Origin of the sequence: Paramagnetospirillum caucaseum, from assembly GCF_000342045.1 — a bacterium.
Taxonomy (GTDB): domain Bacteria; phylum Pseudomonadota; class Alphaproteobacteria; order Rhodospirillales; family Magnetospirillaceae; genus Phaeospirillum; species Phaeospirillum caucaseum.
Map to the genome: position 1 here is coordinate 77130 of NZ_AONQ01000001.1, position 23783 is coordinate 100912.

Annotated in this window: 23 protein-coding genes; 8 read left to right on the forward strand and 15 right to left on the reverse strand. The window is 68.2% G+C overall.

The genetic code is table 11. From position 1 onward, the window contains the following. Positions 1–44: 44 nt before the first annotated feature. Positions 45–2795 carry a bifunctional diguanylate cyclase/phosphodiesterase gene (locus tag H261_RS00330; protein WP_008613040.1) on the reverse strand — a complete coding sequence of 917 codons (2751 nt, stop codon included), beginning with the start codon at positions 2793–2795 and terminating at the stop codon, positions 45–47. Beyond that, positions 2785–3783, reverse strand: a complete 999-nt coding sequence (locus H261_RS00335) for an ABC transporter substrate-binding protein (protein ID WP_152426606.1) — start codon at positions 3781–3783, stop codon at positions 2785–2787. The genes H261_RS00330 and H261_RS00335 overlap by 11 nt, the downstream gene beginning before the upstream one ends. A 149-nt stretch (positions 3784–3932) precedes the next feature. On the opposite strand from H261_RS00335, the gene H261_RS00340 reads away from it, so the two are divergent. After that, complete coding sequence (locus tag H261_RS00340) at positions 3933–4121, forward strand: hypothetical protein (protein WP_152426607.1); 189 nt, start codon at positions 3933–3935, stop codon at positions 4119–4121. Further along, positions 4114–4398 carry a DUF3572 domain-containing protein gene (locus H261_RS00345; protein WP_008613044.1) on the forward strand — a complete coding sequence of 95 codons (285 nt, stop codon included), beginning with the start codon at positions 4114–4116 and terminating at the stop codon, positions 4396–4398. The genes H261_RS00340 and H261_RS00345 overlap by 8 nt, the downstream gene beginning before the upstream one ends. A 133-nt stretch (positions 4399–4531) precedes the next feature. On the opposite strand, the gene H261_RS00350 is transcribed toward H261_RS00345, so the two are convergent. Continuing rightward, entirely contained in the window at positions 4532–5086 is a 555-nt protein-coding gene (locus H261_RS00350; RefSeq protein WP_008613045.1) for a hypothetical protein, read from the reverse strand. A 110-nt stretch (positions 5087–5196) separates the two neighbouring features. Here H261_RS00350 and H261_RS00355 point away from each other — a divergent pair, with 110 nt between their 5' ends. Next, positions 5197–6063: a hypothetical protein gene (locus tag H261_RS00355; RefSeq protein WP_008613046.1), complete on the forward strand. Its 867-nt coding sequence runs from the start codon at positions 5197–5199 to the stop codon at positions 6061–6063. A 5-nt stretch (positions 6064–6068) separates the two neighbouring features. Further along, positions 6069–6269 carry a hypothetical protein gene (locus tag H261_RS00360; RefSeq protein WP_008613047.1) on the forward strand — a complete coding sequence of 67 codons (201 nt, stop codon included), beginning with the start codon at positions 6069–6071 and terminating at the stop codon, positions 6267–6269. A gap of 19 nt (positions 6270–6288) precedes the next feature. Here H261_RS00360 and H261_RS00365 read toward each other — a convergent pair whose 3' ends face one another. From H261_RS00365 to H261_RS00385, 5 genes are all read right to left on the reverse strand, one after another. Next, positions 6289–6918, reverse strand: coding sequence for a response regulator (locus tag H261_RS00365; protein WP_040475527.1), 630 nt, complete (start codon positions 6916–6918; stop codon positions 6289–6291). A 222-nt stretch (positions 6919–7140) separates the two neighbouring features. Then, complete coding sequence (gene der / locus H261_RS00370) at positions 7141–8535, reverse strand: ribosome biogenesis GTPase Der (protein WP_008613057.1); 1395 nt, start codon at positions 8533–8535, stop codon at positions 7141–7143. A 9-nt stretch (positions 8536–8544) separates the two neighbouring features. After that, positions 8545–9876, reverse strand: coding sequence for a PQQ-like beta-propeller repeat protein (locus H261_RS00375; protein ID WP_008613060.1), 1332 nt, complete (start codon positions 9874–9876; stop codon positions 8545–8547). Positions 9877–9879: 3 nt separating this feature from the next. After that, complete coding sequence (locus H261_RS00380) at positions 9880–10563, reverse strand: tetratricopeptide repeat protein (protein ID WP_008613062.1); 684 nt, start codon at positions 10561–10563, stop codon at positions 9880–9882. Positions 10564–10671: 108 nt separating this feature from the next. After that, positions 10672–11226, reverse strand: a complete 555-nt coding sequence (locus H261_RS00385) for a thioredoxin family protein (RefSeq protein ID WP_008613064.1) — start codon at positions 11224–11226, stop codon at positions 10672–10674. 89 nt (positions 11227–11315) lie between these two features. Between H261_RS00385 and H261_RS00390 the strand changes: the two genes are divergently transcribed. The 3 genes from H261_RS00390 to H261_RS00400 all read left to right on the forward strand — a co-directional run bounded on the left by H261_RS00390 (position 11316) and on the right by H261_RS00400 (position 12676). Beyond that, on the forward strand, positions 11316–11696 hold the full coding sequence (locus H261_RS00390) for a hypothetical protein (protein ID WP_008613067.1): 381 nt from the start codon (positions 11316–11318) through the stop codon (positions 11694–11696). Between the two features lie 80 nt (positions 11697–11776). Further along, positions 11777–12112: a DUF2794 domain-containing protein gene (locus H261_RS00395; protein WP_152426608.1), complete on the forward strand. Its 336-nt coding sequence runs from the start codon at positions 11777–11779 to the stop codon at positions 12110–12112. A gap of 3 nt (positions 12113–12115) precedes the next feature. Further along, positions 12116–12676 (forward strand): hypothetical protein, encoded by a 561-nt coding sequence (locus H261_RS00400; RefSeq protein ID WP_008613070.1) that lies wholly within the window; start codon positions 12116–12118, stop codon positions 12674–12676. A 260-nt stretch (positions 12677–12936) separates the two neighbouring features. Here H261_RS00400 and H261_RS00405 read toward each other — a convergent pair whose 3' ends face one another. Further along, positions 12937–13989, reverse strand: coding sequence for a sensor histidine kinase (locus tag H261_RS00405; protein WP_008613071.1), 1053 nt, complete (start codon positions 13987–13989; stop codon positions 12937–12939). A 162-nt stretch (positions 13990–14151) separates the two neighbouring features. Between H261_RS00405 and H261_RS00410 the strand changes: the two genes are divergently transcribed. After that, the gene (locus H261_RS00410) at positions 14152–14856 is read left to right on the forward strand and encodes a response regulator (RefSeq protein ID WP_008613072.1); all 705 of its coding nucleotides are present in this window, start codon (positions 14152–14154) and stop codon (positions 14854–14856) included. A gap of 25 nt (positions 14857–14881) precedes the next feature. On the opposite strand, the gene H261_RS00415 is transcribed toward H261_RS00410, so the two are convergent. The 6 genes from H261_RS00415 to H261_RS00440 are packed head-to-tail and all read right to left on the reverse strand — an operon-like array spanning position 14882 to position 23408. Beyond that, positions 14882–15340, reverse strand: coding sequence for a DUF983 domain-containing protein (locus H261_RS00415; RefSeq protein ID WP_008613073.1), 459 nt, complete (start codon positions 15338–15340; stop codon positions 14882–14884). Between the two features lie 46 nt (positions 15341–15386). Then, entirely contained in the window at positions 15387–15755 is a 369-nt protein-coding gene (locus H261_RS00420; protein ID WP_008613074.1) for a TfoX/Sxy family protein, read from the reverse strand. A gap of 21 nt (positions 15756–15776) precedes the next feature. Further along, on the reverse strand, positions 15777–16925 hold the full coding sequence (locus H261_RS00425; protein WP_008613080.1) for a response regulator: 1149 nt from the start codon (positions 16923–16925) through the stop codon (positions 15777–15779). Continuing rightward, a complete protein-coding gene (locus H261_RS00430; RefSeq protein WP_008613083.1) occupies positions 16922–17332 on the reverse strand; it encodes a response regulator in 411 nt (136 codons plus the stop codon). The genes H261_RS00425 and H261_RS00430 overlap by 4 nt, the downstream gene beginning before the upstream one ends. Continuing rightward, on the reverse strand, positions 17329–21900 hold the full coding sequence (locus tag H261_RS25895; RefSeq protein ID WP_008613085.1) for a response regulator: 4572 nt from the start codon (positions 21898–21900) through the stop codon (positions 17329–17331). Before H261_RS25895 ends, H261_RS00430 begins: the two co-directional genes overlap by 4 nt. Next, positions 21897–23408, reverse strand: coding sequence for a GAF domain-containing protein (locus tag H261_RS00440; protein ID WP_008613088.1), 1512 nt, complete (start codon positions 23406–23408; stop codon positions 21897–21899). The genes H261_RS25895 and H261_RS00440 overlap by 4 nt, the downstream gene beginning before the upstream one ends. Between the last annotated feature and the right edge of the window lie 375 nt (positions 23409–23783).

Below are 23783 nucleotides of genomic sequence, written 5' to 3' on the forward strand. Positions count from 1 at the left end.
CGCCGTCAACCGGAGCGCGGCCGTTCCGGCCGCATGCCGCCGCGTCACGCCGGCTGGTCGGGGGCGCAGACCAGCGGCAGGTATTCCACCGCCTGCTCCACCGGAACCGGGCGGGCGAAGAGGAAGCCCTGGGCGAAATCGCAGCCGTTGTCGGCCAGGAAGGCACATTGCGCCTCGGTCTCCACGCCTTCGGCCACCACGTCCAGGGACAGGGCCTTGGCCATGTGGATGATGGCCAGGCAGATGGCCTCGCCCTCGGGATCGCCGGGCAGGTCGGCGACGAAGGAGCGGTCGATCTTCAGCACGTCCACCGGCAGGCGCTTCAGATAGCTGAGGCTGGAATAGCCGGTGCCGAAATCGTCGATGCTGAGCTTGATGCCCAGGTCCTTGAGGCCGAACAGGATGGCGCGCACCTGATCGGCCTCGCCCATCAGCATGCTTTCGGTCAGTTCCAGTTCCAGCAGCGAGGACGGCAGGTCGTATTCGCGCAGCAGGGCGTCGATCTCGCCGGCCAGGCCGGGATTGCCCAATTGTCCGGCCGACAGGTTGACCGCCACCGGCAGCGCCGTCAGGCCATCGGCGCGCCAGCCGGCCATGGCCGCCAGCGTCCGGCGCAGCACCGTGTCGCCGATGGCGGCGATCAGGCCGCATTCCTCGGCCACCGGAATGAAGCGGGCGGGGGGCACCATGCCGTGCTCGGCGCTCCGCCAGCGGGCCAGGGATTCGAAGCCGGTGACGCCGCCTCCGTCCAGCCGGACCTTGGGCTGCAGGTGGATGAACAGTTCACCGTCGCGCAGGCCGCGGCGCAGGCTCTTCTCCATCTCGCGGCGCTCGATCATCTGGCGATCCATGGCGGCGGTGAAGAACTGGAAGCCCAGCCGGCCCTTCTCCTTGGCCTTGTACATGGCGATATCGGCCTTGCGGATCAGGGTCTCGGCATCGCTGCCGTCGTCGGGCGCCATGCTGATGCCGATGGAGCATCCCACCTCGATGGCCTGGGCGTCGATGGCGAAGGAATCGCCCATCACCGCCAGCACCCGCTCGGCCAGTTCCGCCGCCCTTTCCCGGCTGCGGATATCGGGAGCCACCAGGATGAACTCGTCGCCGCCGTGGCGGCAGATGATGTTGTGCCCGCCCTCGATGGAGCGCAGGCGGTCGGCCACCTCGACCAGCAGGCGGTCGCCGAAGCTGTGGCCCAGCACGTCGTTGACCACCTTGAAATTGTCCAGGTCGATGAACAGCAGGCAGTGCTGCTGCCGCGTCCCGGTCTCGGGCAGGATCTCGTCCAGCTTCTCGCGCAGCACCACCCGGTTGGCCAGGCCGGTCAGGGCGTCGTGGCGGGCCAGGAAGCGGATGTTGGATTCCGCCTCCTTGCGGGCCGAGATGTCGCGCATGATGCCGGAATAGAAGCGGCTGCCCTTGAACGAGAAGCCGGCCAGGGTGACCTCCACCGGGAACAGGGTGCCGTCCTTGCGCTGGGCCGGCTGTTCGCGCGGGTCGGTATTGATGTGGCCGTCCGCATGGTCACGGATGCGGGCCAGGATGGCGTCGTGGCGCTCGCGCATGTGCTCGGGCATCAGCTGGGTGACGTTGCGCCCCATGATCTCGTCCGGGGCGTAGCCGAACATGCGGCTGGCGCCGCGGTTCCACGAGACGATGCGGCCCTCGGCGTCGATCACCACCAGGGCGTCGCTGGCGCTTTCCATCACTAGGCGGAACTTCTCCTCGGAATCGCCCAGATCGTGCAGCAGGTCGGCCACCCGGCCGGTCATGGAGTTGAAGGCGGCGGCCAGGGCGCCGATCTCGTCGGAGGAGGCCACCGGCGCCCGGCGGGTCATGTCGCCGGCCTCCACGTCGCGCACCGCCTCGGCCAGGGCGTCGATGGGAGCCAGGATGGCCCGCCGGGAATAGTGCACCAGAACCCAGGCGCCGACCCCGCCGAACAGCAGGACCAGGGCGACGATCAGCACGGCCCCGGCCGGCAGCTTCAGCGCGCTGAGCAGCGGCTGCTCGACCACCACCAGGAAACGCCGCCCCCCGATCACGAAGGCCTCACTGGTGGTGAACGACCAGGCGCCGTCCAGCCCCCGCCCGATGCCGTCGGCCGCCGACAGCGGCCGCACGGTGCGGGCCAGCACCACCGAGGGATTGCGGTGGGCGATCACCTGGCCGCCGTGGTCGAGGACATAGCTGTTCAACTCGCCCAGACCCGGCAGCGGCTGGGTCAGTTCCCACACCCGATGGAAACGGGCCTGGGCCAGGAGGAAGCCTTCCGGCTGGCCGGTCTTCGGATCCGTGGACGGCACGGCCAGCCCGATCATCGGCTCGTTGGTGGCGGCGTAATGGCGGATGCCACCGATGGCGTTGGCGCCGCCGATCATCGCCGCCGCCACCTCGGGCAGATGGGCGACGCCGGCCGCCCCCTGGGAGATCACCGGCTCGTAACGGCTGGCCCGCGCCAGTATCCCGCCCTGAACATCCAGCACCGCCACCTCGATGAACATGGGCTCGAAGGCGATCAGCCCCTCGGCCAGGGCCTGCCGCCCCCTGGAATCGAGCATGGCGACGCCCTGGCGGCGGATCGGTTCCTCCAGTTCGAGGATCAGGGTTCCCAGGTAATGGCGGAACTCCGAGATGATGGTCCGGCCGACCTGGCGCTGGATGGCCTCGGTCTGGCGGTCCTGCAGGCGATAGGCGCCCACCGACAGGGCCAGCCCGGCCACCAGCAGCGGCCCCAGGGCCAGTCCGACGAAGGCCAGGCGCAGCTTGCGGCGAAGGGAGAGGTCAGCGGCCATCGCCCCCCCTTGTCCCCCGGATCAGCTCCGCCTGCCGCAGAATATGGTCGGGAACCTCGATTCCCAGCCGGCCGGCGGTTTCCATGTTGACCACCAGGCGGAATTCCGCCGTCTCCACCGGCAGGTCGCCGGCCGGCACCCCGCCGAACACCTGGGCGGCCAGCCGGGCGCCCTGTCCGCCCAGCGCCTTCATGTCCAGGCCATAGGACATGAAGGCCCCCTCCACCACGCCGCCGCGGTGGGGCGTGGTCAGGGGGATGCCCCGCGACAGGGTGGCCAGCAGGAGGCGCGGCACCTGCGATGCCACGAAGGCGTCCACCGGCACGAACACCGCCCCCACGTCGGGCGCCATGCCGGCCAGGGCCGCATCCAGTTCCGCCACGTTACGGGCATGGGCCAGGTCGAGCCGGATGCCCAGGTCGGCGGCCACCGGCCTGATCTTGGCCAGGGATACCTGGGGCGACGCATCGTCGGGGTTGTGGGGAACCAGCACCGCCCTGAGGCCGGGCAGCATGGTTTTCAGCCATTGCAGGCGCACCGGTTCCTGGATGCCGAAGGTGACGCCGGTGGCGTTGCGCCCCGGCCGCCCCAGGCTCTCCACCAGGCCGATGGCCATGGGATCGCTGGCCGGGGCGAAGACCAGCGGCGTTCCGGTCACCTTGGCCACCGCGAATCCCGCCTTGGCCGCCGGAGTGGACAGGGTCAGGAACAGGTCGGGCTTCAGCCCCGCCAGCCGCTCGGCCTCGGCCTCCAGGGCGGGACCGGTCACCGGCCCGCGATAATGGTAGGTGACGCGCCCGCCCTCGGCATAGCCCTGGGCGCTCAGGCTCGACTTGAAGCCGTCCAGGGCCTCCTCGGCGACCATGGCGTGGTTGAGCACGCCGATCACCAGCTTGCGGTCGTCGAATACCCCACCCCAGCGCAACAGCGCGAACACGGCCACCAGGGCGGCTCCCCCCACCGCCACCATCGTCCAGCGAAGCCGCATTCAACTCTCCCCTTTCGGCACCCCATACGGATGTAAAGGCAGATGGGAATGACATGTTATCCGTTCAAGCCCGCCCCCGCCATGCGCAAAACGACGTATTGCCTTTTTGTTCACTATGAATTACCGTTTTGTTCACTATGGAGGCGCAGATGGAAGAGCACTGGACCAGCGCGGCCCATGAGATGGTCGCCTATTTCGGGCGGGAGGCGGTTTCCGTCGCCGCACGCCGCGCCGCCGAACTGGCCCGCCGCGGCGACTGGCCTGCGGCGGACCGCGCCATGCTGCTGCTCAGCCGGGTGGAGCGGCTGAACCGGGAGATGGGGGCCGGCCATGCGTGACACCATGCTTTCCCAGGCCTCGGCCGAGGTCACGGCGCTGCGGGCCCTGGCCTGGGTGGTCACCGACCAGGAGCGGGGCATGCGCTTCCTGGCGCTGACCGGCTGCGATGCCGCGACCTTGCGGCGCCGCGCCGGCGAGACCGACGTGCTGGGCGCCGTTCTGGATTTCCTGCTGGACGACGAGACGGCGTTGCGGGCCTTCGCCGACGAGGTCGACCTGCCGGCCCAGTCGGTGGCCCTGGCCCGCTTCGCCCTACCCGGCGCCCTGCGGCGCTAAAGCGTGATGCCTTAAATGTGTATCACGCCTTAGCTTTATTTGTTTTGCCCTCGCCGGGCGGGCGCCTCCGCGCCCTTGGCCGCTCGCTCAATGCTCGCATGAGCGCCGCCCCTCATATTTGAGGCTCAGCGTTCTAGCCCCCGAACAGCCAGCGGCGCAGCAGCCGGGTGGCCTGGGGCATGAAGATGTAGGTCATCAGCAGCACCTGGGCCGAGACCATGATCAGGGCCTTCAGCCACAGGGGCTGGGCGGCGATCAGCGGGCCGATGGTGATGTTCAGCCCCATGACCACGCCATAGGCCACCAGGGTGACCACCAGGGCCATCTTGTGGGGCGACGGGCGGGCCTGGGCGGGAACCTCGGGCAGGTCGAACCAGAATTCCAGGCCGGTGACCTTCTTGATCTCCGCCTCGCTTTCCACCATGCCCTCCAGTTCCAGCAGCAGCCGGGCCCGTTCCTCCGACTTCTCGAAGGCGTGGCACTGTTCCCAGGTGGAGAAGCGGTAGATGGTGACATAGGCGTAGTCGGTGGCCGCCGCCGGCCGCAGCACGTTGACACCCTGATAGCCCGGCCAGTGGGACACCGCCGCCGTGACCCGCGAGATCCAGTCCTCGTAATCGGCCTCGCGGCCCGGTACCGCCTTGCGGGCGATGCTGACGGTGACCGGGCCGGCTTGCTCTTCCATCATGGTTCCCTTTGCACCATTCCGAATCCTCCCTATCTGGGAGTTGAAAACCCGTACGAACAGGGACCACAATGCCGCCATTCGCGGTGGACGGACAGGATTGGATTTTCCTCATGCAGTTCCGGTCGATGGCGGCGGCGGCGGTCGTGGCGGCGTTCAGCCTGGCCCCTGGGGCCAACGGGGCGGAATCCCACGCGGCCACCACTCCGGCCAAGGGGGGGGCCGCCTCTCCCATCGCCGTCTCGGTGGCGGTGGAGAACTTCGCCCTGGTGGAGAAAGCGCCGGTATCGGGCGGCTTCGGCATCTTTACCATCGAGGCCACCGCCCTACTGCCGGCCCCGCGCAAGCGGGAAAGCTTCACCCCCACCGAGGACGAGCATTTCTACACCCTGCGGCGCACGGTGGAACGCTTCCTGCTGCGCAAGGAAATCCCCAAGGGCTGGACCCGCTCCAACGAGGCCACCTTCTCGTTCAAGAACGAACTGGCCCGCTTTCCCCGCGCCGATGGCATCGCCTATGCCATCGAGGGGGAACTGGTGCTGCACGGAGCCAAGCCCATTCCGGTGGGCGTCACCCTGGCGGCACCGCCCGGCGGCGTGGTGCTGCGCTATTCCGTCGGCATCATGGCCGCCAATCAGACCCTGCTGACCAAGGAAGGGGTGATCGACGGCCCCAACCGCAAGGCCGGCTGGATGCTGTCGCTGCGCCCCAGCGGGCCGGACGCCGCCATTCCGGTCCGTGCGGTGTTCGCCGTGCGCGCCGAGGGCGGCGACGAAGCGGCGCAGCGGGCGGCGCTGGAAGGCGTCACCGCCACCCTCAACGCCTCCAGCGACGGCCGGGCCGCCGTGGCGGAGCGGGCCAACGACGCCACGGAATGGCTGAAGCCGCTGCAGACGTTCATCCGCCCCGACCAGGTGACCGCCAAGGGCGGCGGCAAGGAGGCCAAGGACGACAAGAAGGAAAAGAAGGGCGGGCACTAACCGCCATGGAAGACCCAGCCCCGCCCAAGCGCCCCACCACCCGCTCCGGCCGCCCCACCCGGAGCGACCCGCCCGAGGATTGTCCGGTCAAGGACCGCTGCCGCCGGGCCCGCGCCCAGGTCTGCCTGGATTGCGGGGTGGAGCAGAAGCTGCGCCGGGGACGGCGCAAGGCCGCGCCGCCGCCGTGCCCCGTCGAATCGCAGTGATGCCGGAAAAGGCCCGCCTCTACTCGATCAGCCCGCGCCGGATGGCATAGGCCGCCAGTTCGGCGGAATTGTGCAGGTCGAGCTTCTGCATGATCTTGGTGCGGTGGGTCTCCACCGTCTTGATGGCGATGCCCAGATCGTCGGCGATCTCGCGGTTCTTGTGGCCGCGGGCGATCAGTTGCAACACCTCGCGCTCGCGGGCGGTCAGCGAGCCGCCGCCCATGTCCGAGCCTTCCAGGTATTCCTTCACCAGGTCCTCGGACAGGCCGGGGCCCAGATAGGTCTTGCCGGCGCAGACCGCGTTGATGGCGGCCATCAGTTCGGCATGGCCCAGCTTCTTCAGGGCATAGCCGTCGGCGCCGGCCGCCAGGGCCTCGGCCACACGGCGCTCGCAATTGGCGACGGTCAGCACCAGGACGCGCACCTGAGGCGCCACCTGCTTGATACGCCGCGTCGCCTCGACGCCGTCCAGTTCGGGCATGGACAGGTCCATCAGCACCACGTCGGGCGACAGGGTCCGGGCCATCTCGATCGCGCCCTTGCCGTCCTCGGCCTCGCCGACGATGCTGACATCGTCGACCGCCAGCAGGGCAACCAAGCCCTGCCGAACCAGCTGTTGATCCTCGGCTATCAGAATGCGTACCGTCACAGTCGTTCTCCTCCGCCTGCCGGATAATCGCTGAGTTCAGCCCCCACATCAAGGGAATGCGCAAGGCAATGCGTATTCCCTCCCAGACTCGCCGTAGTGATCGAACGATTTTCTTCTGTCTGTGAACTGCTTCACATTGAGGGCGGATGACCATGGGAATCGCCGCCGATTCCCGCTACGGCAAACTCCTGGGCTATTCCGGGGGCACAGGTCGGGACGGCTTCAGCCGTCCTTTTCCGCATAGGGGTTCTTGCCGCCGCGCACGTAGAGGCGGATGGGAACGCCCGGCATCTCGAAGGCCTCTCGCAGGCCGTTGACCAGATAGCGCGAATAGGATTCCGGCAACTGCTCCGGCCGGGTGGCGAACAGCACGAAGGTCGGCGGCCGGGCCTTGGCCTGGGTCATGTAGCGGATCTTGTAGCGGCGGCCGCCCGGCAGGGCGGGCGGCGGATGGCGCTCGATCATGTCTTCCAGCCAGCGGTTGAGCTGGGCGGTGGGAATACGCCGGTTCCACAGGGTCCAGGTGTCCAGCACCGCGTCCATCAGCCGTTCGATGCCCCGGCCGGTCAGCGCCGACAGGGTGACCGTCGCCACGCCCTTGGCCTGGGGCAGCGAGGTTTCCAGGCGGTCCTTCAGACGCTTCAGCGCCGTCTGGGGGTCGTCGACCACGTCCCACTTGTTGATGGCGATGACCAGGGCGCGGCCCTCCTCCACCACCAGCCGGGCGATGGTCAGGTCCTGCTTGTCCAGGATGGCGGCGGCGTCCATCACCAGCACCACCACCTCGGACATGCGGATGGTCTCGATGGTGTTGCCCACCGACAGCTTTTCGATGGCGTCGTAGATCTGGGCCTTCTTGCGCAGGCCGGCGGTATCCACCAGCTTGACGCGGCGGCCCCGGTGCTCCCATTCCACGGCGATGGCGTCGCGGGTCAGCCCGGCCTCGGGGCCGGTGAGCAGGCGGTCCTGGCCCAGCAGTTGGTTGCCCAGCGTCGATTTGCCCACGTTGGGGCGGCCGACGATGGCCATGGTCAGCGGGCGGGTGGGATCGGGCTCGCCGTCCTCGCCCTCGGCCGGTTCCTCCGGCTCGGGATCGTCGCCGTCAGCGGTCAGCGCCCCGGCCTTGATGGCGTGGTCGCGGAGCGCCTCGAACAGTTCGTACATGCCTTCGCCGTGCTCGGCCGAGACCGGCACCGGCTCGCCCATGCCCAGGCCGTAGGACTCGTAGAGGCCGGGCGCCCCCGCCTTGCCCTCGCACTTATTGGCCACCAGGATGACCGGCGTGGGCAGGCGGCGCAGATGGTCGGCGAAGTGGCGGTCCAGCGGCGTCACCCCGGCACGGGCGTCGATCAGCAGCAGGGCCACATCGGCCTCGGACACCGCCATGTCGGTCTGGCGGCGCATGCGGGCCTCGACGGAATCGCCGCCGTCGTCCTCGAAACCGGCGGTGTCCACCACCTGGAAGTCCATGCCCAGCAGGCTGGCCCGGCCCTCGCGGCGGTCCCGCGTCACTCCGGGCAGGTCATGGACGATGGCCAGGCGCTTGCCCACCAGACGGTTGAACAGGGTGGACTTGCCCACATTGGGGCGCCCGACGATGGCCACGGTAAAGGACATGAAATAGACCTAGCGATAGGCGACGAGATCGGCGTCGTCGGTCAGGAAATACAAGGTGCCGTTGGCGACCGACGGAGCGATGCTGATCCCGGCGGGAGCCTCCTCCCAGCCCAGCATGTCGCCGGTATAGGGCGACAGCGACACCAGCTTGCCGTCGGAGGCCGCCACGATCAGGCGGTCCGAGGCCAGGACCGGCCCCACCCAGACGATGCGGCCCTCGCGGTCCTTGGGGTCTTCCCAGCTCTGCATCTCGGTCACCCAGACGATGCGGCCGGTCTTGGCCTCCAGGGCAAGAACCTCGTTGTTGTTGGTCAGCACGTAGAGATAGTCGCCGGCGACCCACGGGCTCTGGACGCCGCCGACCTCTTTTTCCCAGATACGCCGGCCGCTGCGCTGGTCCAGGCAGACCAGCATGTCGGCGTTGCTGATGGCGTAGACCCGGTTGCGGTCGATGGCCGGACGGCCGCGGATATCGAGCAGCGCGCCCACATGCTCGGTGCGGCGCACCGTGGCCAGGGAATCCTGCCAGATCATCGCGCCGGTTTCCACACGCAACGCGAACAATTCGCCCGAGGAATAGGGCACCACCACCATGTTGCCATCGACGGCGGGCGAATTTCCGGCCAGCAGGCCGGCGGATTCGGCGATGCCGGTATGGGTCCACAGCACCGAGCCGTCCTCGGCCGCCAAAGCGTGGGTCTGGTTGTCGACGGTCACCGCGAACACCCGGCCGCCACGCACGGTGGGGGAACCGCGCAGCGGCCCCGACACGGTCTGGCGCCACTCGATGCGGCCGCTGCCGGCATTCAGCGCCACCACCTGGGCGAAGCCGGTGGCGGCGAAGACCTGGCCGTCCTCGTAGGCCAGACCGCCGCTGGTATAGACCTCGGAGGTATCCTTGGGGGTGAGGTCCATCTCCCACAGCCGCTTGCCGGTATTGGCATCGAAGGCGCTGACCATGGACGAGGCATCGACGGTGAAGACCTTGCCGTCGGCGATGATGGGTTGGCCCAGCAGGCGGCGGCGCTTGCCGGCGCCGGCGCCGGCGTCCCGCGTCCAGGCGCGCTGCAGGGCATCGCCCACCATCATGTGGTGCATGGCATGGTTGGAATAGCCGCCGGCCTGGGGCCAATCCTCGTTGTCCTCGGGGGGCGGCAGCACGATCTTGGCCAGCGTCCCGCCGATATCGGGCTCGACCATCTTTTCGCGCGACAGCACAGAGATGCGCTTGCCCGGCAGGGGCGGCGCCTTGTTCTCGCCGATCCAGCTGTCGCAACCGCCCAGCGCCAGCATGGCGATCAACACACCGGCGATCCTGCGCTTCATGACGGTCATTCCCATGGATCAGCTCCTGGCGCGTTGCCCGGTGGCGGCAAGCATTTCCGCCGCGCGGGTCCGAAGGCCCTGGGGCGCGGCGGCATCCTCGGCGATCTTGGCGAACAGTTCGGCGGCGCGGGGCGCCTGGCCGCGCTTGAGGGCGAGCAGGGCCAGGATTTCGCGGGCCGAATGACGCCACGAACTGGATTCCACCGCCAGGGGCTCCACCGACTTCTCGATGGCGGCGGGATCGCCGCTGTCCAGAATCAGGTAGGCGGCCCGGATGGCCGACATGTCGCGATAGACCTTGTCCACCGAGGAATCGGCGGCGATCTTGCCGTACAGGGTGGCGGCACCGGTGAAGTCGCCGGCCTGCTGGGCCATGTCCGCCCGGCGCAGATCGGCCAGCAGGCGGTACCCCTTGGGTCCCTCGGCGGCCAGCTTGCCCAGCACCTCGGCGGCTTCGCCCGCCTTGCCCTGCTCGACCAGGGCCGAGGTCTCGGAATAGCGGGACGAAGCGGCCTGACGCTGCTTGGCGTCCCAGGCCTTCCAGCCCTGCCAGCCGGCCACGGACAGCACCAGGGCCACGACGCCGGCGGTCAGCAGGCCGCCATGCTTCTTCCACAGCCTGTTAAGCTCATCCTGCCGCAGATCCTCGTCCACCTCCTTGATGAGAAGGGCGGCGGCGGCATCGTCGTGCTTGTCGGTCAAGGAACTCTACTCCATGCGGGCGGTCACGCTCCGGGCCTTGCATCCTGGAGCCGCGCCGTAACATAGTCCGCCCCGGCCCCCTTGGCAAACACTGCCGTCGCGTCACGCTCACGCCTCGCGCCATTTAATCGAGCAACCCATGCCGGGAATCTGATTGTCCGGCCCCCGGCCGGTGGACGCCACCAGCCGCATGGCGTCGAGCAGTTCGCGCCGCACCCCGGGCCCGGCGGGCAGGCGGCCGGATTCGTCCAGGCGGCCGCGGTAGCGCAGGCGGCCATCCCGGTCCAGCCCGAAGAAGTCGGGGGTACAGACCGCGCCATAGGCCCGCGCCACATCCTGGCTCCCGTCGAACAGGTAGGGAAAGTCCAGGCCGTGGGCACGGGCGAAGAGCTTCATGTTGTCGAAGGAATCCTCGGGATACTGGAGGGGATCGTTGGCGTTGACCGCCACCACCTCGACACCTTCGGCGCGCAGAAGGGCCGCGTCGCGGACCAGCCGGTCGATGATGGCCACCACGTAGGGGCAGTGATTGCAGATGAAGGCGACCAGCGTGCCCCGCTCGCCGCGCACATCGGCCAGACTCCAGGTCCGCCCGTCGATTCCGGGCAGGGAGAATTCGGGCGCCGTCCAATCCTCGGCGCAAGCCGGCGTGGTCACCGCCATGTCCCGTTTCCCCCCGGCAGAATCTGCCCATTGATTCCCATTTGGCGCGGTCCCACAATATAGCTCAAGTTGTCGGCAGGATCATAGAAATGATCGGGCGAATCATTGCCTTGGCGGGAGTTCTAGCGGTCGGCGGCTGCGCCTGGATCGGCGAGCAGGGCAGCCTCAATCCCGGCCCGCGCCCGCTGCCCAATACCTATACCTTCATGCAGCTCGAAGCCCTGAGCCTGATCAACACCCACAAGACCATCGGCGACCATGTGATTGGCTGGATCACCGGCAAGGATTGTTCCAGCCCCCGGGCCGAGCGCGGCGACGCCTATTGCATCGACCTGCCCAACCGCCCGCCGCCGCCACCCCAGGTCTATTGCTACAGCACCCTGGCCCGGCCCACCTGCTATTCCCAGCCCTATAACGAGGGCAACGACCGCCTGATCGGCTTCGTCCCCGCCTCCACTCCCATTCGCTGATCCCAAACCCCATCTAATACTCGACAGACACCGTCCCCTGCGCGACAGTAATCCCAGGGGCAAGACCGGTGGGGTGGCCGATGGCAACATTGATCCGGATGTCGGAATACCGGGGGGGACCGGGTTTCGTTCATTTCGAACGGGGCGAAATCACGCAATTGCTGACGCTCTACGCGACGCGGGTGGCCCGGGGCGAATGGCGCGACTACGCCATCGACGTCCGGCCGGACGGCGCCGTGTTCTCCATCTTCCGCCACGCCCTCGAGCGTCCCCTCTACACGGTGACCAAATCGGCCTCGGGGCCCAAGGGCTCCACCTGGAGCGTCGCCCGCGCGGGACGGGTCGTATCGCGCTTCCCCACCCTGGCCGGGGCGCTGGGTGCCCTGGAACGGGCCCCCCATCCGGTCGTGCCCTAGCCCATGCGCCACGTCATCGCCGCCCTGATGGTGACCGTCGTCCTGTTCGGCTGCGCCGCGCCGCCGCCGCCGCCGCCGCGGATGAGCGCCGAGGAGCGCGAGGAATTCCGCCAGGACATGCTGGCCGATGTGGAAAAGATCGACGTCTTCCTGCAGAAGACCCGACGCGGCATCAACCTGACCGAAATCACCCTGGGCTGGTTCACCATGATCCTGCTCAACGAACTGAGCGCCCGGGATGCCGGGCTGCATGCCCACATCCACCACGACGACGCCAATGCCGAGCTTTATCTGCGCAACGATTTCCAGCCCGATCCCGGGCGCGAGATCGCCGCCCTCGACGCCCTGGCCCGCCAGGGGGATTCCAGGGAGGCCGAGATCCGCCTGGCGGCGCGGGAATCGCTGGTCTGCCTGACCACCATTCCCAGCCCCAAGACCTCGGAGGAGATGCAGCGGCAGGCCAGGACCGGCCTGATCGCCGCCCTCGTGAAGCTGAGGATTCATCTCGGCCGCATCGCCGAGGCCCACCGCATTCCGGCAGAGCCTCCCGCCGCGACGAACTGACGGGGATAGACCCAAGGGGAATGAAGGAGAGGGAGCGTTTGGGGACCGCTCCCTCTCCAAGCCCCCTCGCGGCCTTGGGGTTCGGGGATGGCCGCGAAGGAACATTTCGCTGGTTTCCGGTAGCTGCGAGGAGGGGACGTTGGGGGCGCCCCCTCCTCTCCGATCGTGCCCGCGGCTTGGGGTTCGGGGATGCCGCGAGCTGACCGTGCCACCGAGGGGACGCCGCCCGGAGACGGCCCCACCTCGTCTTGATCCGCCGTTCAGGCGGCCTTGTTCTCCTCCCCCCGCCCGAGCGGGGCGGCGCCCAGCCGCAGGCTGAAGCCGAACGAACTGCCCAGGCCGTTTTCCGATTCGACCCAGACCCGGCCTCCCAGCCGCTCCACCAGCCGGCGGACCACGGCCAGACCAGTGCCGAGGCCCGGGGCAAGACGCTCGCCGCCGCCATGGGGGCGATAGAAAATCTCGAACATGCGGGCCATGCGGGCCGGCTCGATGCCCAGGCCGTTGTCGCAGACCTTGATGCGAGCCATGTCGCCGTCCCGCGACACCGAGACATGGATCACCGGCCGGCGCTCCGGCGAGCGGTAGCGCACGGCGTTGTCGAGCAGTTGCATGAAGATCTCGATCAGCGAGGCCTGGTCGGCCTCGACCTCGGGCAGCGGGTCCACCACCAGGGTGGCTCCGGCCTCGGCCAGCACCTCGGCCAGACGCTGCCGGGCGACGGTCATGGCGACCCAGGCGGAATTCACCTCGCCGGTGCGCGGGGTGGAATCCACCGCCACGAACTCCCGAAGGCCGCTGACCAGCGCCCGCATGCGCCGTGCGCCGTCGACCACATGGCCGACATAATCCTTCACGTCGTCGTCGCAGCCGGCCTTGTCGTGGCTGGCCAGCAGCTGGGAGTACGACACCATGCGGCGCAGCGGCTCCTGCAGGTCGTGGGCGGCCACGTCGGCGATACGCTCCAGATCGGCCACATAACGGCGCAGCCGGTCGCGCTGCTCGGTCAGTTCCGCTTCCCTGAGACGCAGGCGCTCGGCGGTCCGCCGCTGCCAGCAGATCGCCTGGAACAGCAGCAGGCACAGCCCGCCCACCCCCAGGGCCATGACGGCCCCCAGGACCATGCCGCCGGTCCGCCCGCTTTCCATCGGGTGGGCCGTGCCGATGGCGGCGAACTGCCGTTCGATGCCGGGGTTGAAGCCCAGGCCCAGCCAGAACAGCGCCACCAGCAAGACGCCGGCCACGGCCGAGAGACGGCCGAAGCCGCCGCCGTCGTCGAAGCGCTCAATGATCGGAATGTGCCGCGGCACCATGCTGTCTCCACCCCGCCCCGCCGGCCATCGTCCGGTGGGGAAACCCAGTGGAGCTTTTATAGGCGCAAGTTCACAACGGAATTACGGCAGTGATTGAATTGCGCACCAATACCCTGTAAACGATTGGTGAATACCATAACAGTCCGTCGGCCGGAGAATGCAGTGTCGGCAAAAGCCCATGTCCTGATCGTCGAAGACGAGCCCGTCACCCGTGCCAAGCTTGCCGCCTACCTCACCGGGGAAGGTTTCCAGGTCAGCGAAGCGGCGGACGCCAAGGACATGAAGGCCATCGTGTCCAAGACCGTCCCCGACGTGGTGCTGCTCGACATCAACCTGCCCGACGAAAGCGGCCTGATCCTGGCGCGCGAGCTGCGCGCCAAGTCGTCGGTGGGCATCATCCTGGTCACCGCCCGCCAGGACGAGACCGACCGCATCGTCGGCCTGGAAATCGGCGCCGACGACTACATCACCAAGCCGTTCAATCCCCGCGAACTGGCCGTGCGGGTCCGCAACCTGCAGCGCCGCGTCGCCCCGACCATGGCCGCCGAGCGCTCGGCCACCGGCATCCACAATTTCGCCGGCTGGCGCCTGGATTGCGATGCCCGCCAACTGGCCTCGCCCACCGGCGAACTGGTGCGGCTGACCCGTGGCGAGTTCGACGTGCTGGCCGCCCTGGCCCGCAACGCCGGGCGGGCGCTGACCCGCGACCAGCTGCTCGATCTGACCCAGCATGACGGCGAGGCGGTGATCGACCGCACCATCGACGTGCTGGTGGGCCGCCTGCGCCGCAAGATCGAGGCGGATTCCCGCCACCCCTCCATCATCCTGACGGTGCACGGGGTCGGCTATCGCCTGGTGGCGAACTAAAATTCCCGTTTCTTCGTGACGGTCCCTATCCGTGGCGCTCCACGTCGCCCTGGACCTCGTCGCCCTTCAGTCCGTGCGCCCACATCAGGCCGAGCACCGCCCCCTTCATCCGGGGCAGCAGGCGCCAGATCAGCAGTCCCAGCCCGGCCAGCGCCACCGCCATCTGGACTTCCAGCGGCGGGTGCCATGTCTGCTCGGCCGCCAGGACCAGCGGCACCACCACATGGCCGGCGACCAGCACGGTGAAATAGGCCGGGCCGTCATCGGCCTTGATATGACCCAGGCGTTCGCCGCAATAGGGACAGGCGGCACGGATGCGCAGATAGCCCTCCAGGCACTCCCCGACGCCGCAACGGGGGCACAGCCGCCGCGCCCCGCGCCAGATGGACAGGGCGATGGGGCGGCCGCGGCCATGCTCCGACGGCGGCAGATTGGCGGGCGGCGGGGCGGGCTTGCAGACGGGGACGCGCAGGCGCTGGGGCATTCGGGCAGCCTTTTTGCGAATAAGACGCACTTTGTGGAAGTGGGTCTCAGGGCCGGGCTTTTCCAGCGGAATGACTCGGTTTGGCCCTCTTCGGCCTGTGGGTGCGGAGCGCCGCGTCGAAGGCGGCGCGGCCCCAGGCGCACAGTTCCGCCCCGTCCTCCACCACGTCGGCCGGAACCTCCCAATAGGGCATGACCATGGGCTTGTCCGCCCACGGCTTGAACTGTGCCGCCCCCGCCGCCTCGAACATGGCGCGGTTGCCGTCGTCGGCCTTCATGAACAGGCAATCCCAGGCGATCAGCGCGAACATCAGCCCGTCGAGATAGAGGCCGAATCCCCCGAACATGGCCCGTGCCGTCACCGGCCCGAGCGGCGAGAGCATGTCGCAGAGGTGATCGGCGAACTGGCGGCTCACGGGGGCGTTCCCCGTCGGGCCTCAGCCCCCGGCACCGGCCTGCTCGAGATAGTCCTTCTTCTTTTCCATGTCGCCGTCGCTGTCGGCGAAGCGGGCGGCGATGGCCTCGAACTCGTCGCTGAGCGCCAGGAAGGCCTCGACGATGTCGGGGTCGAAATGACTGCCCGCCCCTTCGGCGATGATCCGCACCGCCTTGTCGTGGGGCATGCCCTCCTTGTAGACCCGGCGGCTGATCAGGGCGTCGTAGACGTCGGCCACCGCCATCAGGCGGGCCGAGACCGGGATGTCGTCGCCGCCGATCCCCCGGGGATAGCCGCTGCCGTCCCACTTTTCCTGGTGGCCGTAGGCGATCTCCTTGGCCATGGCCAGGAATTCCACCGGCGTGCCCAACGAGCGCTCGGCATGCTCGATGGCGTCACGGCCCAGGGTGGTGTGGGTCTTCATGATCTCGAATTCATGGGGCTCGAAGCGTCCCGGCTTCAGCAGGATGCGGTCGGGAATGCCGACCTTGCCGATATCGTGCAGCGGCGCCGACTTGAACAGCATGTCGATGACGGAATCGTCGAGGGTGGCGGAAAAGCGCGGGTGGTCCTTCAGCTTCCCGGCCAGGGCGCGGACGTAGAACTGGGTGCGGCGGATGTGATTGCCGGTGTCGGAATCCCGCGTCTCGGCCAGCGAGGCCATGGCCAGGATGGTGACGTCCTGGATGGCGGCCAGTTCGCGGGTGCGGCGTGCCACCTCGGTCTCCAGATAGGCGGCCTTGTCGCGGAGGAAATCGGCCCCGGCCTTGACCTTGAGGTGGGTCTCGACCCGGGCCAGGGCCACCGCCGGAGTGATGGGTTTGGTGACGTAGTCCACCGCCCCCAGCCGCAGCCCGGCCTCCTCGTCCTCGGCGCCGCTCATGGCGGTGAGGAAGATCACCGGAATGTCGCGGGTGGCGCGGTCGGCCTTCAGGCGGCGGCAGACCTCGTGCCCGTCCATACCGGGCATCATGATGTCCAGCAGGATGAGGTCGGGCGGCGCCTCCGAGGCGGCGATGGCCAGGGCCTTCTCGCCGTTGTTGGCGATCTTGACCCGGTAGAGGTCCTTCAGCAGGCCGCTCATCAGCTTCAGGTTGTCGGGCGTGTCGTCGACCACCAGGATGGTCGGGCGGGTATCGTCGGAACTCATGACAAGGTCACCTTCAGGGCGCGTTCAATGGCTTTCTTGACGGCGGCGATGGACACCGGCTTGACCAGATAGCCGGAGACCTTGAGGCCCTTGGCGGTCATCACCGCCTCCTCGCCCGAATCCGAGGTCAGCATCACCACCGGAGTGGCCGCCACCTCGGGAATGGGCGCCTTCTGCAGGGTCGCCACATAGGCGAAGCCGTCCTCGCCCGGCATGTGGATATCGCACAGCACGATGGTGGGGCGGATGCGCAGCGTCTCGGAGATGGCCGCCTTGACGTCGCCGGCATCGTAGAGGCTGGACGGCGGAATGCCGATCTGCATGAGAATCTGGCGGAGGGTCAGCCGGATGAAGGGCTCGTCGTCCACCAGCAGCACCTTGATCCGGCGCAGTTCCGTTTCGTTCATGAGGCACCTTTGTCGGCAAGAAGGAGGGCAAGCGCGTCGCGTAACTCGTCCAGGGTGGGGGCCAGCAACGGGGCCAGCATGGCCACCGCCTCGCCGTTGCCGTTCCTGGCGGCATTCTCCAGATCGGCGGCCAGCCGGCCCAGCCGCACGGCGCCGGCGGTGTTGGCCGTGCCTTTCAGGCCGTGGGCCGTCTCGCGCAGGGCGGCAAGCTCGGTCTCGGCCCCGATGCGCGCCACCTTGGCCCCGGCATCGTCGAGGAAGGCGGCCAGGATGGGGCGCAGCCGCGCCATGTCCCACTTGTAGATCGCCCCCATGCGCTCGAAATCGAAGATGTCGGGATCGATCTCGGGCAGGGCCGGGGCGGAGGCGGGGACAGGCGCCGCCGCCATGGGAACCGCCACCGGCGCGGCACGCCGCCATTTCAGCAAGGTGGCGAACATGGCGTCGGGATCGATGGGCTTGGCCAAGTGGTCGTTCATGCCGGCCTCCAGGCATTTCTCCTTGTCGGCCTGCATGGCGTTGGCGGTCATGGCGATGATGGGCAGGTCGCCAAAGCCCAGCCTGCGGATTTCGCGCGTCGCGGTGACGCCGTCCATCACCGGCATCTGCATGTCCATCAGGACCATGTCGTAGGGGGCGGCCCCGACCATTTCCACGGCGACGGCGCCGTTCTCGGCCAGTTCCACCACCACGCCGCCGTCGGCCAGCAATTCGCTGGCCACCTGCTGGTTGAAGTCGTTGTCCTCGACCAGCAGGACCCTGAGGCCCCTGAGCCCGGACAGGTCGGCTTCGTTCACCGCCGCGCCGGCGGAATCGTCGGGTTCGTCCTCCGGCACGGCGCCCAGTGAGCGCATGGCGGCGTCGAACAGCAGCGAGGGATTGACCGGCTTGATCAGCACCTCCTCGATCCCGGCATGCTCGGCCCCCGCCATCACCTCCTCGCGGCCATGGGCGGTGACCATGATCATGTGGGGCGTCCGCGTCAGGCCGAGGCCCTTGATGGCGTAGGCGGTCTCGATGCCGTCCATGCCGGGCATCTGCCAGTCGAGGAAGACGATCTGGTAGGCGTCGTCGCCGCCCATGGTGCGGCGCACCGCCTCCACCGCCAGGGCGCCGGATTCCACGTCGTCCACCTTGAAGGACATGGCGGCCAACATGTCCACCAGCACGGCCCGCGCATTCTCGTTGTCGTCGACCACCAGCATGCGCCGCCCGCGCAGGTCGGGCCTGGGCAGCAGCTTGCGGCGCGGCTTGCCCTTGCCCAGCGTGGCGGTGAACCAGAAGGTGGAACCCTGGCCCGGCTCGGATTCGACGCCGACGCCGCCGCCCATCAGCTCAGCCAGCTTTTTGGAGATGGCCAGGCCCAGCCCGGTGCCGCCGTACTTGCGGGTGGTGGAGGAATCCGCCTGCTGGAAGCTCTGGAACAGGCGTCCCCGCTGTTCCTCGCTCAGGCCGATGCCGGTGTCCCGGACCTCGAAGCGCAGCACCACCTCGCCGCCGAGATCCTGGCCCAGGCGGACCCGGATGGCGATCTCGCCGGCTTCGGTGAACTTCACCGCGTTGTTGGCGTAGTTGATCAGAATCTGACCCAGGCGCAGCGGGTCGCCCACCAGATCGTTGGGAACGTCGGAGCCGACGTCGAACACCAGTTCCAGACCCTTGGCCGTCGTCTTCTCGGTGATCAGGTTGGCGACGTTGTCCAGCACCTTGTCCAGGTAGACCTCGGTGTGCTCCACCGCCAGCTTGCCGGCCTCGATCTTGGAGAAGTCGAGGATGTCGTTGATGATCCCCAGCAGGTGCTGGCCCGATTGCTGGATCTTCCTGACATAGTCCTTCTGGCGCGGGTTGAGTTCGGTCTTCAGCGCCAGATGACTCATGCCGATGATGGCGTTCATGGGCGTCCTGATCTCGTGGCTCATGTTGGCCAGAAAGTCGGCCTTGGCCTGGGAGGCCGCCTCGGCCTTCTCCAGCGCCTGATGCAGCAGGGTGTCGGCCTCCTTCTGTCGGGTGATGTCCTGGTAGGCGCCGTACATGTACCTGATCTTGCCGTCCTCGTCGTGAACCAGCTTGCCGGCGGCATGGACCCAGACCACCTTGCCGTCCACCGGCCGCCTGTAGGCGTAGATGGAATCGTAGTGGTCGTAGCGCCCCTCGATGGCGCCGAGATAGCGTTCCTCGGTGGCCTTGGCGGTTTCCGGGTTGGCCTCCACCAGCCGGTTGAACCACTCGTCGGCCAGATGGTAGCGCCCATCGGGCTTCAGCGACTCGCCCAGGATCTTGGCCGCGCGCTCGGACTGGTAGTAGTAATCCGGGTCGCTGTAATCCACCTGCCAGTAGCCCGATCCGGTCAGTTCCAGGGCGATGTCCGACAGGACGTTGACCCGCTTCAGGTTCTCCGCCGCCTGCTTGCGCTCGGTGATGTCGACGAAGGTTCCCACCAGCCCGCCGGGCGAGCCGTCGGCCTTGCGGAAGCCCGCGACGTAGTAGAGCGTGTCGTGCAGCTTGCCGTCGGCGAAGGGAATGGGCATCTCCTTCTCGACGGACGAGGCTTGGGCGATGACGGTCTCGTCCTCTGCCTGATAGGCGATGCGGTCGGCCTCGGGCAGGTAGTCGAGGTCCAGCACCCTTTTCCCGATCAGGTCGCCGCGACGGACGCCGAAGGTCTGCTCGTAGGCGCGGTTGAAGCCCAGGAAGCGGGCGTCCGCCCCCTTGTAGAACAAGGGATAGGGGATGGTGTCCACCATGGCCTGCTGGAACATGGCCTGGTCGCGGATGGCGTCCTCGGCCTCCTTGCGCTCGGTGATGTCGCGGAACGACACCACGGTGCCCACCACCCTTCCGTCCTTGACCACCGGCGTGGTGCTGTATTCCACCGGAAAGCTGGTGCCGTCCCGGCGCCACAGCACCTCATCGTCCACATTGCGCGGCCGGCCGTCGTGCGAGGTGTGGAACATGGGGCAGTCCTCGCGCGGGAAGGCGGTGCCGTCGGGGCGGGTGTGGTGGACCATGGCGTGCATCATCCGGCCCACCAGATCCCCGGGCTCGTAGCCCAGCATGCGGGCGCCGGCCGGATTGATGAAGCTCATCCGCCCGTCGGGCGCCAGTCCGGCGATTCCCTCGTTGATGGAGGCAAGGATCAGGCGCGAACGCTCTTCCGCCTCGCTTAGTTGGTCGTTGGTGGATTCCAGTTCCTGCTGGCGCGCCGCCAGTTGCCGTTCCGAAGCCGCCAGGGTCGCCGCCTGGACTTGGGCCTCGGCCAGCAATTGCCGTGTCCTGCCGGTGCGCTCGATGATCTCCAGGCTCATGGCCATGAGCGGCATGATGCCGTCCAGCAGGGCCTGATCGCGGGGGCCGAAGCCCTCCATGGCGGCAAGCTCCGCCACCGCCAGCAACCGTTCGCCGCGCAGCACCGGGATCACCGCGATGGATTTGGGCGCCACGTCGCCGGTGGCTCCGCCGATGCGGATATAGTCGGGCGGCGGCCGGGTGACGATGATCGGCGCGCGCTCCAGGGCGCACTGGCCGACCAGCCCCTCGCCGATCTCGAGGCCCTGTTCCAGGCTCTTGCGCTCACGGTGGGCGTAGCCGCCCAGCAGGTGGAGGCGCTTGCCCTCCCCGTCCAGCAGGTAGAAGGCGGCCTGGCCCAGCTTGAGCAGCGGCGCCAGCATGGAGAACAGCGTGCGGACCAGTTCGGCGGGGTCGGCGGTGGTCTGCAATTCGGCGGAAATGGCGGCCAGGTGGGTCTTGACCCAGCGCTGCTCCTCCATCTGGCGGGAATCGGCGCGCAGCACGTCGATGGAGCGGGCCAACGCCCCCACCTCGTTGGGCAGGTCGGTTCCGGGAACCTCCAGCTCCAGCCGGCCGGTGGCCAGTTGCCCCACCACCTCGCTGAGACGGTCGATGGGCCGGCGGATGGACAGGCTGACCATTCCCCCGGCCAGCAGGCTGGCCGCCACCGCGCCGGCCAGCAGCCCCAGGGTGAGCAGCATGCCCCGTTCCGCCGCCTGGGCCGCGCCGGCGGCCTCGATGCGGGCGCGCTCCTCCTTGTGATCGGCCGCCATCCTCAGCGCGGTATCGGCGGCGGCGGCGATATGCTGGAAATCGCGGGTCGAGACGAAGGCGGCGGCCTCGGCGCCGTTCCGGCGCAGCAGGAGCATGGCTTGGTCGACGCTGCCCTTGAAGGCGCGGAACTGCCCGTCGAAACGGATGAGGTTTCGCCGGCTCTCCTCGTCGAGGGCGTGGAGGCGGATCGCCTCGAGCTCGCGGCGCAGGCCAGCTTCGGCCTCGGCCAGTTGGGCAGCGGCCCGCTCGCGCTCCGCCGCGTCGGGGGCCAGGATGGCCTGGCGGACCGCCCGGCCCATCCAGGCCAGTTCGATCCGGGCATCCTTGAGGCCGGAAATGCTCCGCAGCTCATTCTCGTACAGCCGCTGGAAGCCGGTATTGAGGACACTCTGGTTGTACAGACCGGCCAGCCCGAGCAGGACGGTCAGCAGCAGCACGATGGCGAAACCCGCCAGCAGCTTGGCCCGCAAGGTCGGACGCTCCAGGACTTTCAGCAGACGGTTCATGGCGTTGCCTCATTCCCGGCCGGCGCGGCGGCGAACTGGCGGCGCTGGATTTCCAGATTGAGAGCCAGCAGCGAGGCCAGTTCCTCGAACTGCACCACATCGGCGGCGGACGGGGGATGGAGAACGGCGATCTCCACGGCGCCCAGCGGGGTATCGTCGAGCATCAGCGGCGCCATCAGCACCCCGGCCGGCGCAGCGTTGCCGAGGCCGGAGCGGATGGACCACGCCTCGACCTCCCGGCCGGCCAGCACCCGGCTCCGGCGGTCGAGGACGCACTGGCCGAGCAATCCCGCCCCAGGAAGCAACTGCCCGGCGATTCCGGGGGGGGCAGCGTAGGACGCCGCCAGGTCCATGGCGGGCGCGCCGTCGCGGCCGAACACGTAGACCGCGCCCTGCAGCGCCCCCAGGATGTCGTGGGCCTCGGCCAGGAAGACCCGGCCCAGTTCGGCGACGCTCTTGGCCCGCTGGAACTTCAGCGCCGCCTCGGCCCGCCGGTTCTTGCGCCCGGCGCTTTCCGCCTGCTCGCGGGCATAGTGCTCGATGCGCCGGGAGGCCATGGCCTGGGCATGCTGGCCGCGCGCCAGATTGAGCAGCAGCCCGGCAATCACCAGCAGGATCAGGCCGGTGGACAGCCCCGCCACCATGCCGTCGCGGTCGGCGGTGGTGGCGGACAGGTCGTCGGCCACCACCAGCGACCAATCGCCATAGGGATCGTTCCACCGTACCCGGGTGGCGGCCAGGACATGGTCCCGGCCGGCGATCCGCACGATGCCGGGATCGGTGGAGAACGGCAGGACCGGAGGATCGGCCTTCTCGAACATGGCGCCGAACTGCCTGAGCTCGCGGATGGAGGCCAGGCGCTCCGCCGTGACCTCGCCGGCCAGATGCCCGATCCACTCGGAGCGGCTGCTGGCGAATACCACGCCCTGGGGCGACAGCAGCAGGGCGATGCCGGCCCGGCCCCGCAACAGGCCGTCGACCCGTTCCAGGTCGGTGCGGGCCACCACCGCGCCGATGGGGGCGCTATCGCGCTGGGCAGAGGCGCGTACCGGGGCGGTGAAATACAGCGCCCGGTCGCCGCGCGCCAGGCTGACGGCGGCATAGACGTTGCCCTGCCCCTTCATGGCCATCTTGTAGTAAGGCCGGAACGCCACGTCGAGTCCGGTGGACGGCCGCCCGCTGTTGTCCCACGACGAATGGATGATTCCGTCCGTCCGCACCACGAACACCCCCTGGGCATCGTTGGAGCGGGCCACGTCCTCCAGCAATCCCGAGATACGGGGAAGATTGGCCGGCACCTCGCCGCGCGCGTCGAACTTGATATCCTGGGCCACCGCTCCCAGCAGCGACAACGCCCCCATGACGTTGCCGTTCAAGGTCTGGGACATGATCTCCACGCCACGCCGTTCGGCCTCGATCGTCAGCCGGGACAGGTGCTCGTCGTTGCGCGCCGCAACGGTCAGCCCCCCGGCCAGCCCGCCACCCAGGGCGGCAACAGCCAAGGCCAACAACCACCCCAGGCCACGGCTCCTGATCAGCACATCCCGCATCCGGCCTGTCCCAAAGCTCTCAGGAGCAGGAAGCTCCCCCTGAACCAAGGCAGGATAGCCCAGCAACCAGCAAACGAAAATTCCTTTTCATCCGCCCCCTTGCGCCACGGACGAAGACGGGACAAAGCAACCCCGACACAGGGCCGGGGTTGCGGAAGGTTTCGGAGTCAAAGCAAAACTCACAAAAATACTCTAACAGGGGAAATAGTACCAATATCATGCCGTTATGTAAAGACAAAAACACAATAATGCCTGATTGCGCTTGATTGTTAATTATGACGATTTTTAGCAATATTTCTTGCTGATCTGATCGATTCTTTATTTGAGGCGCCC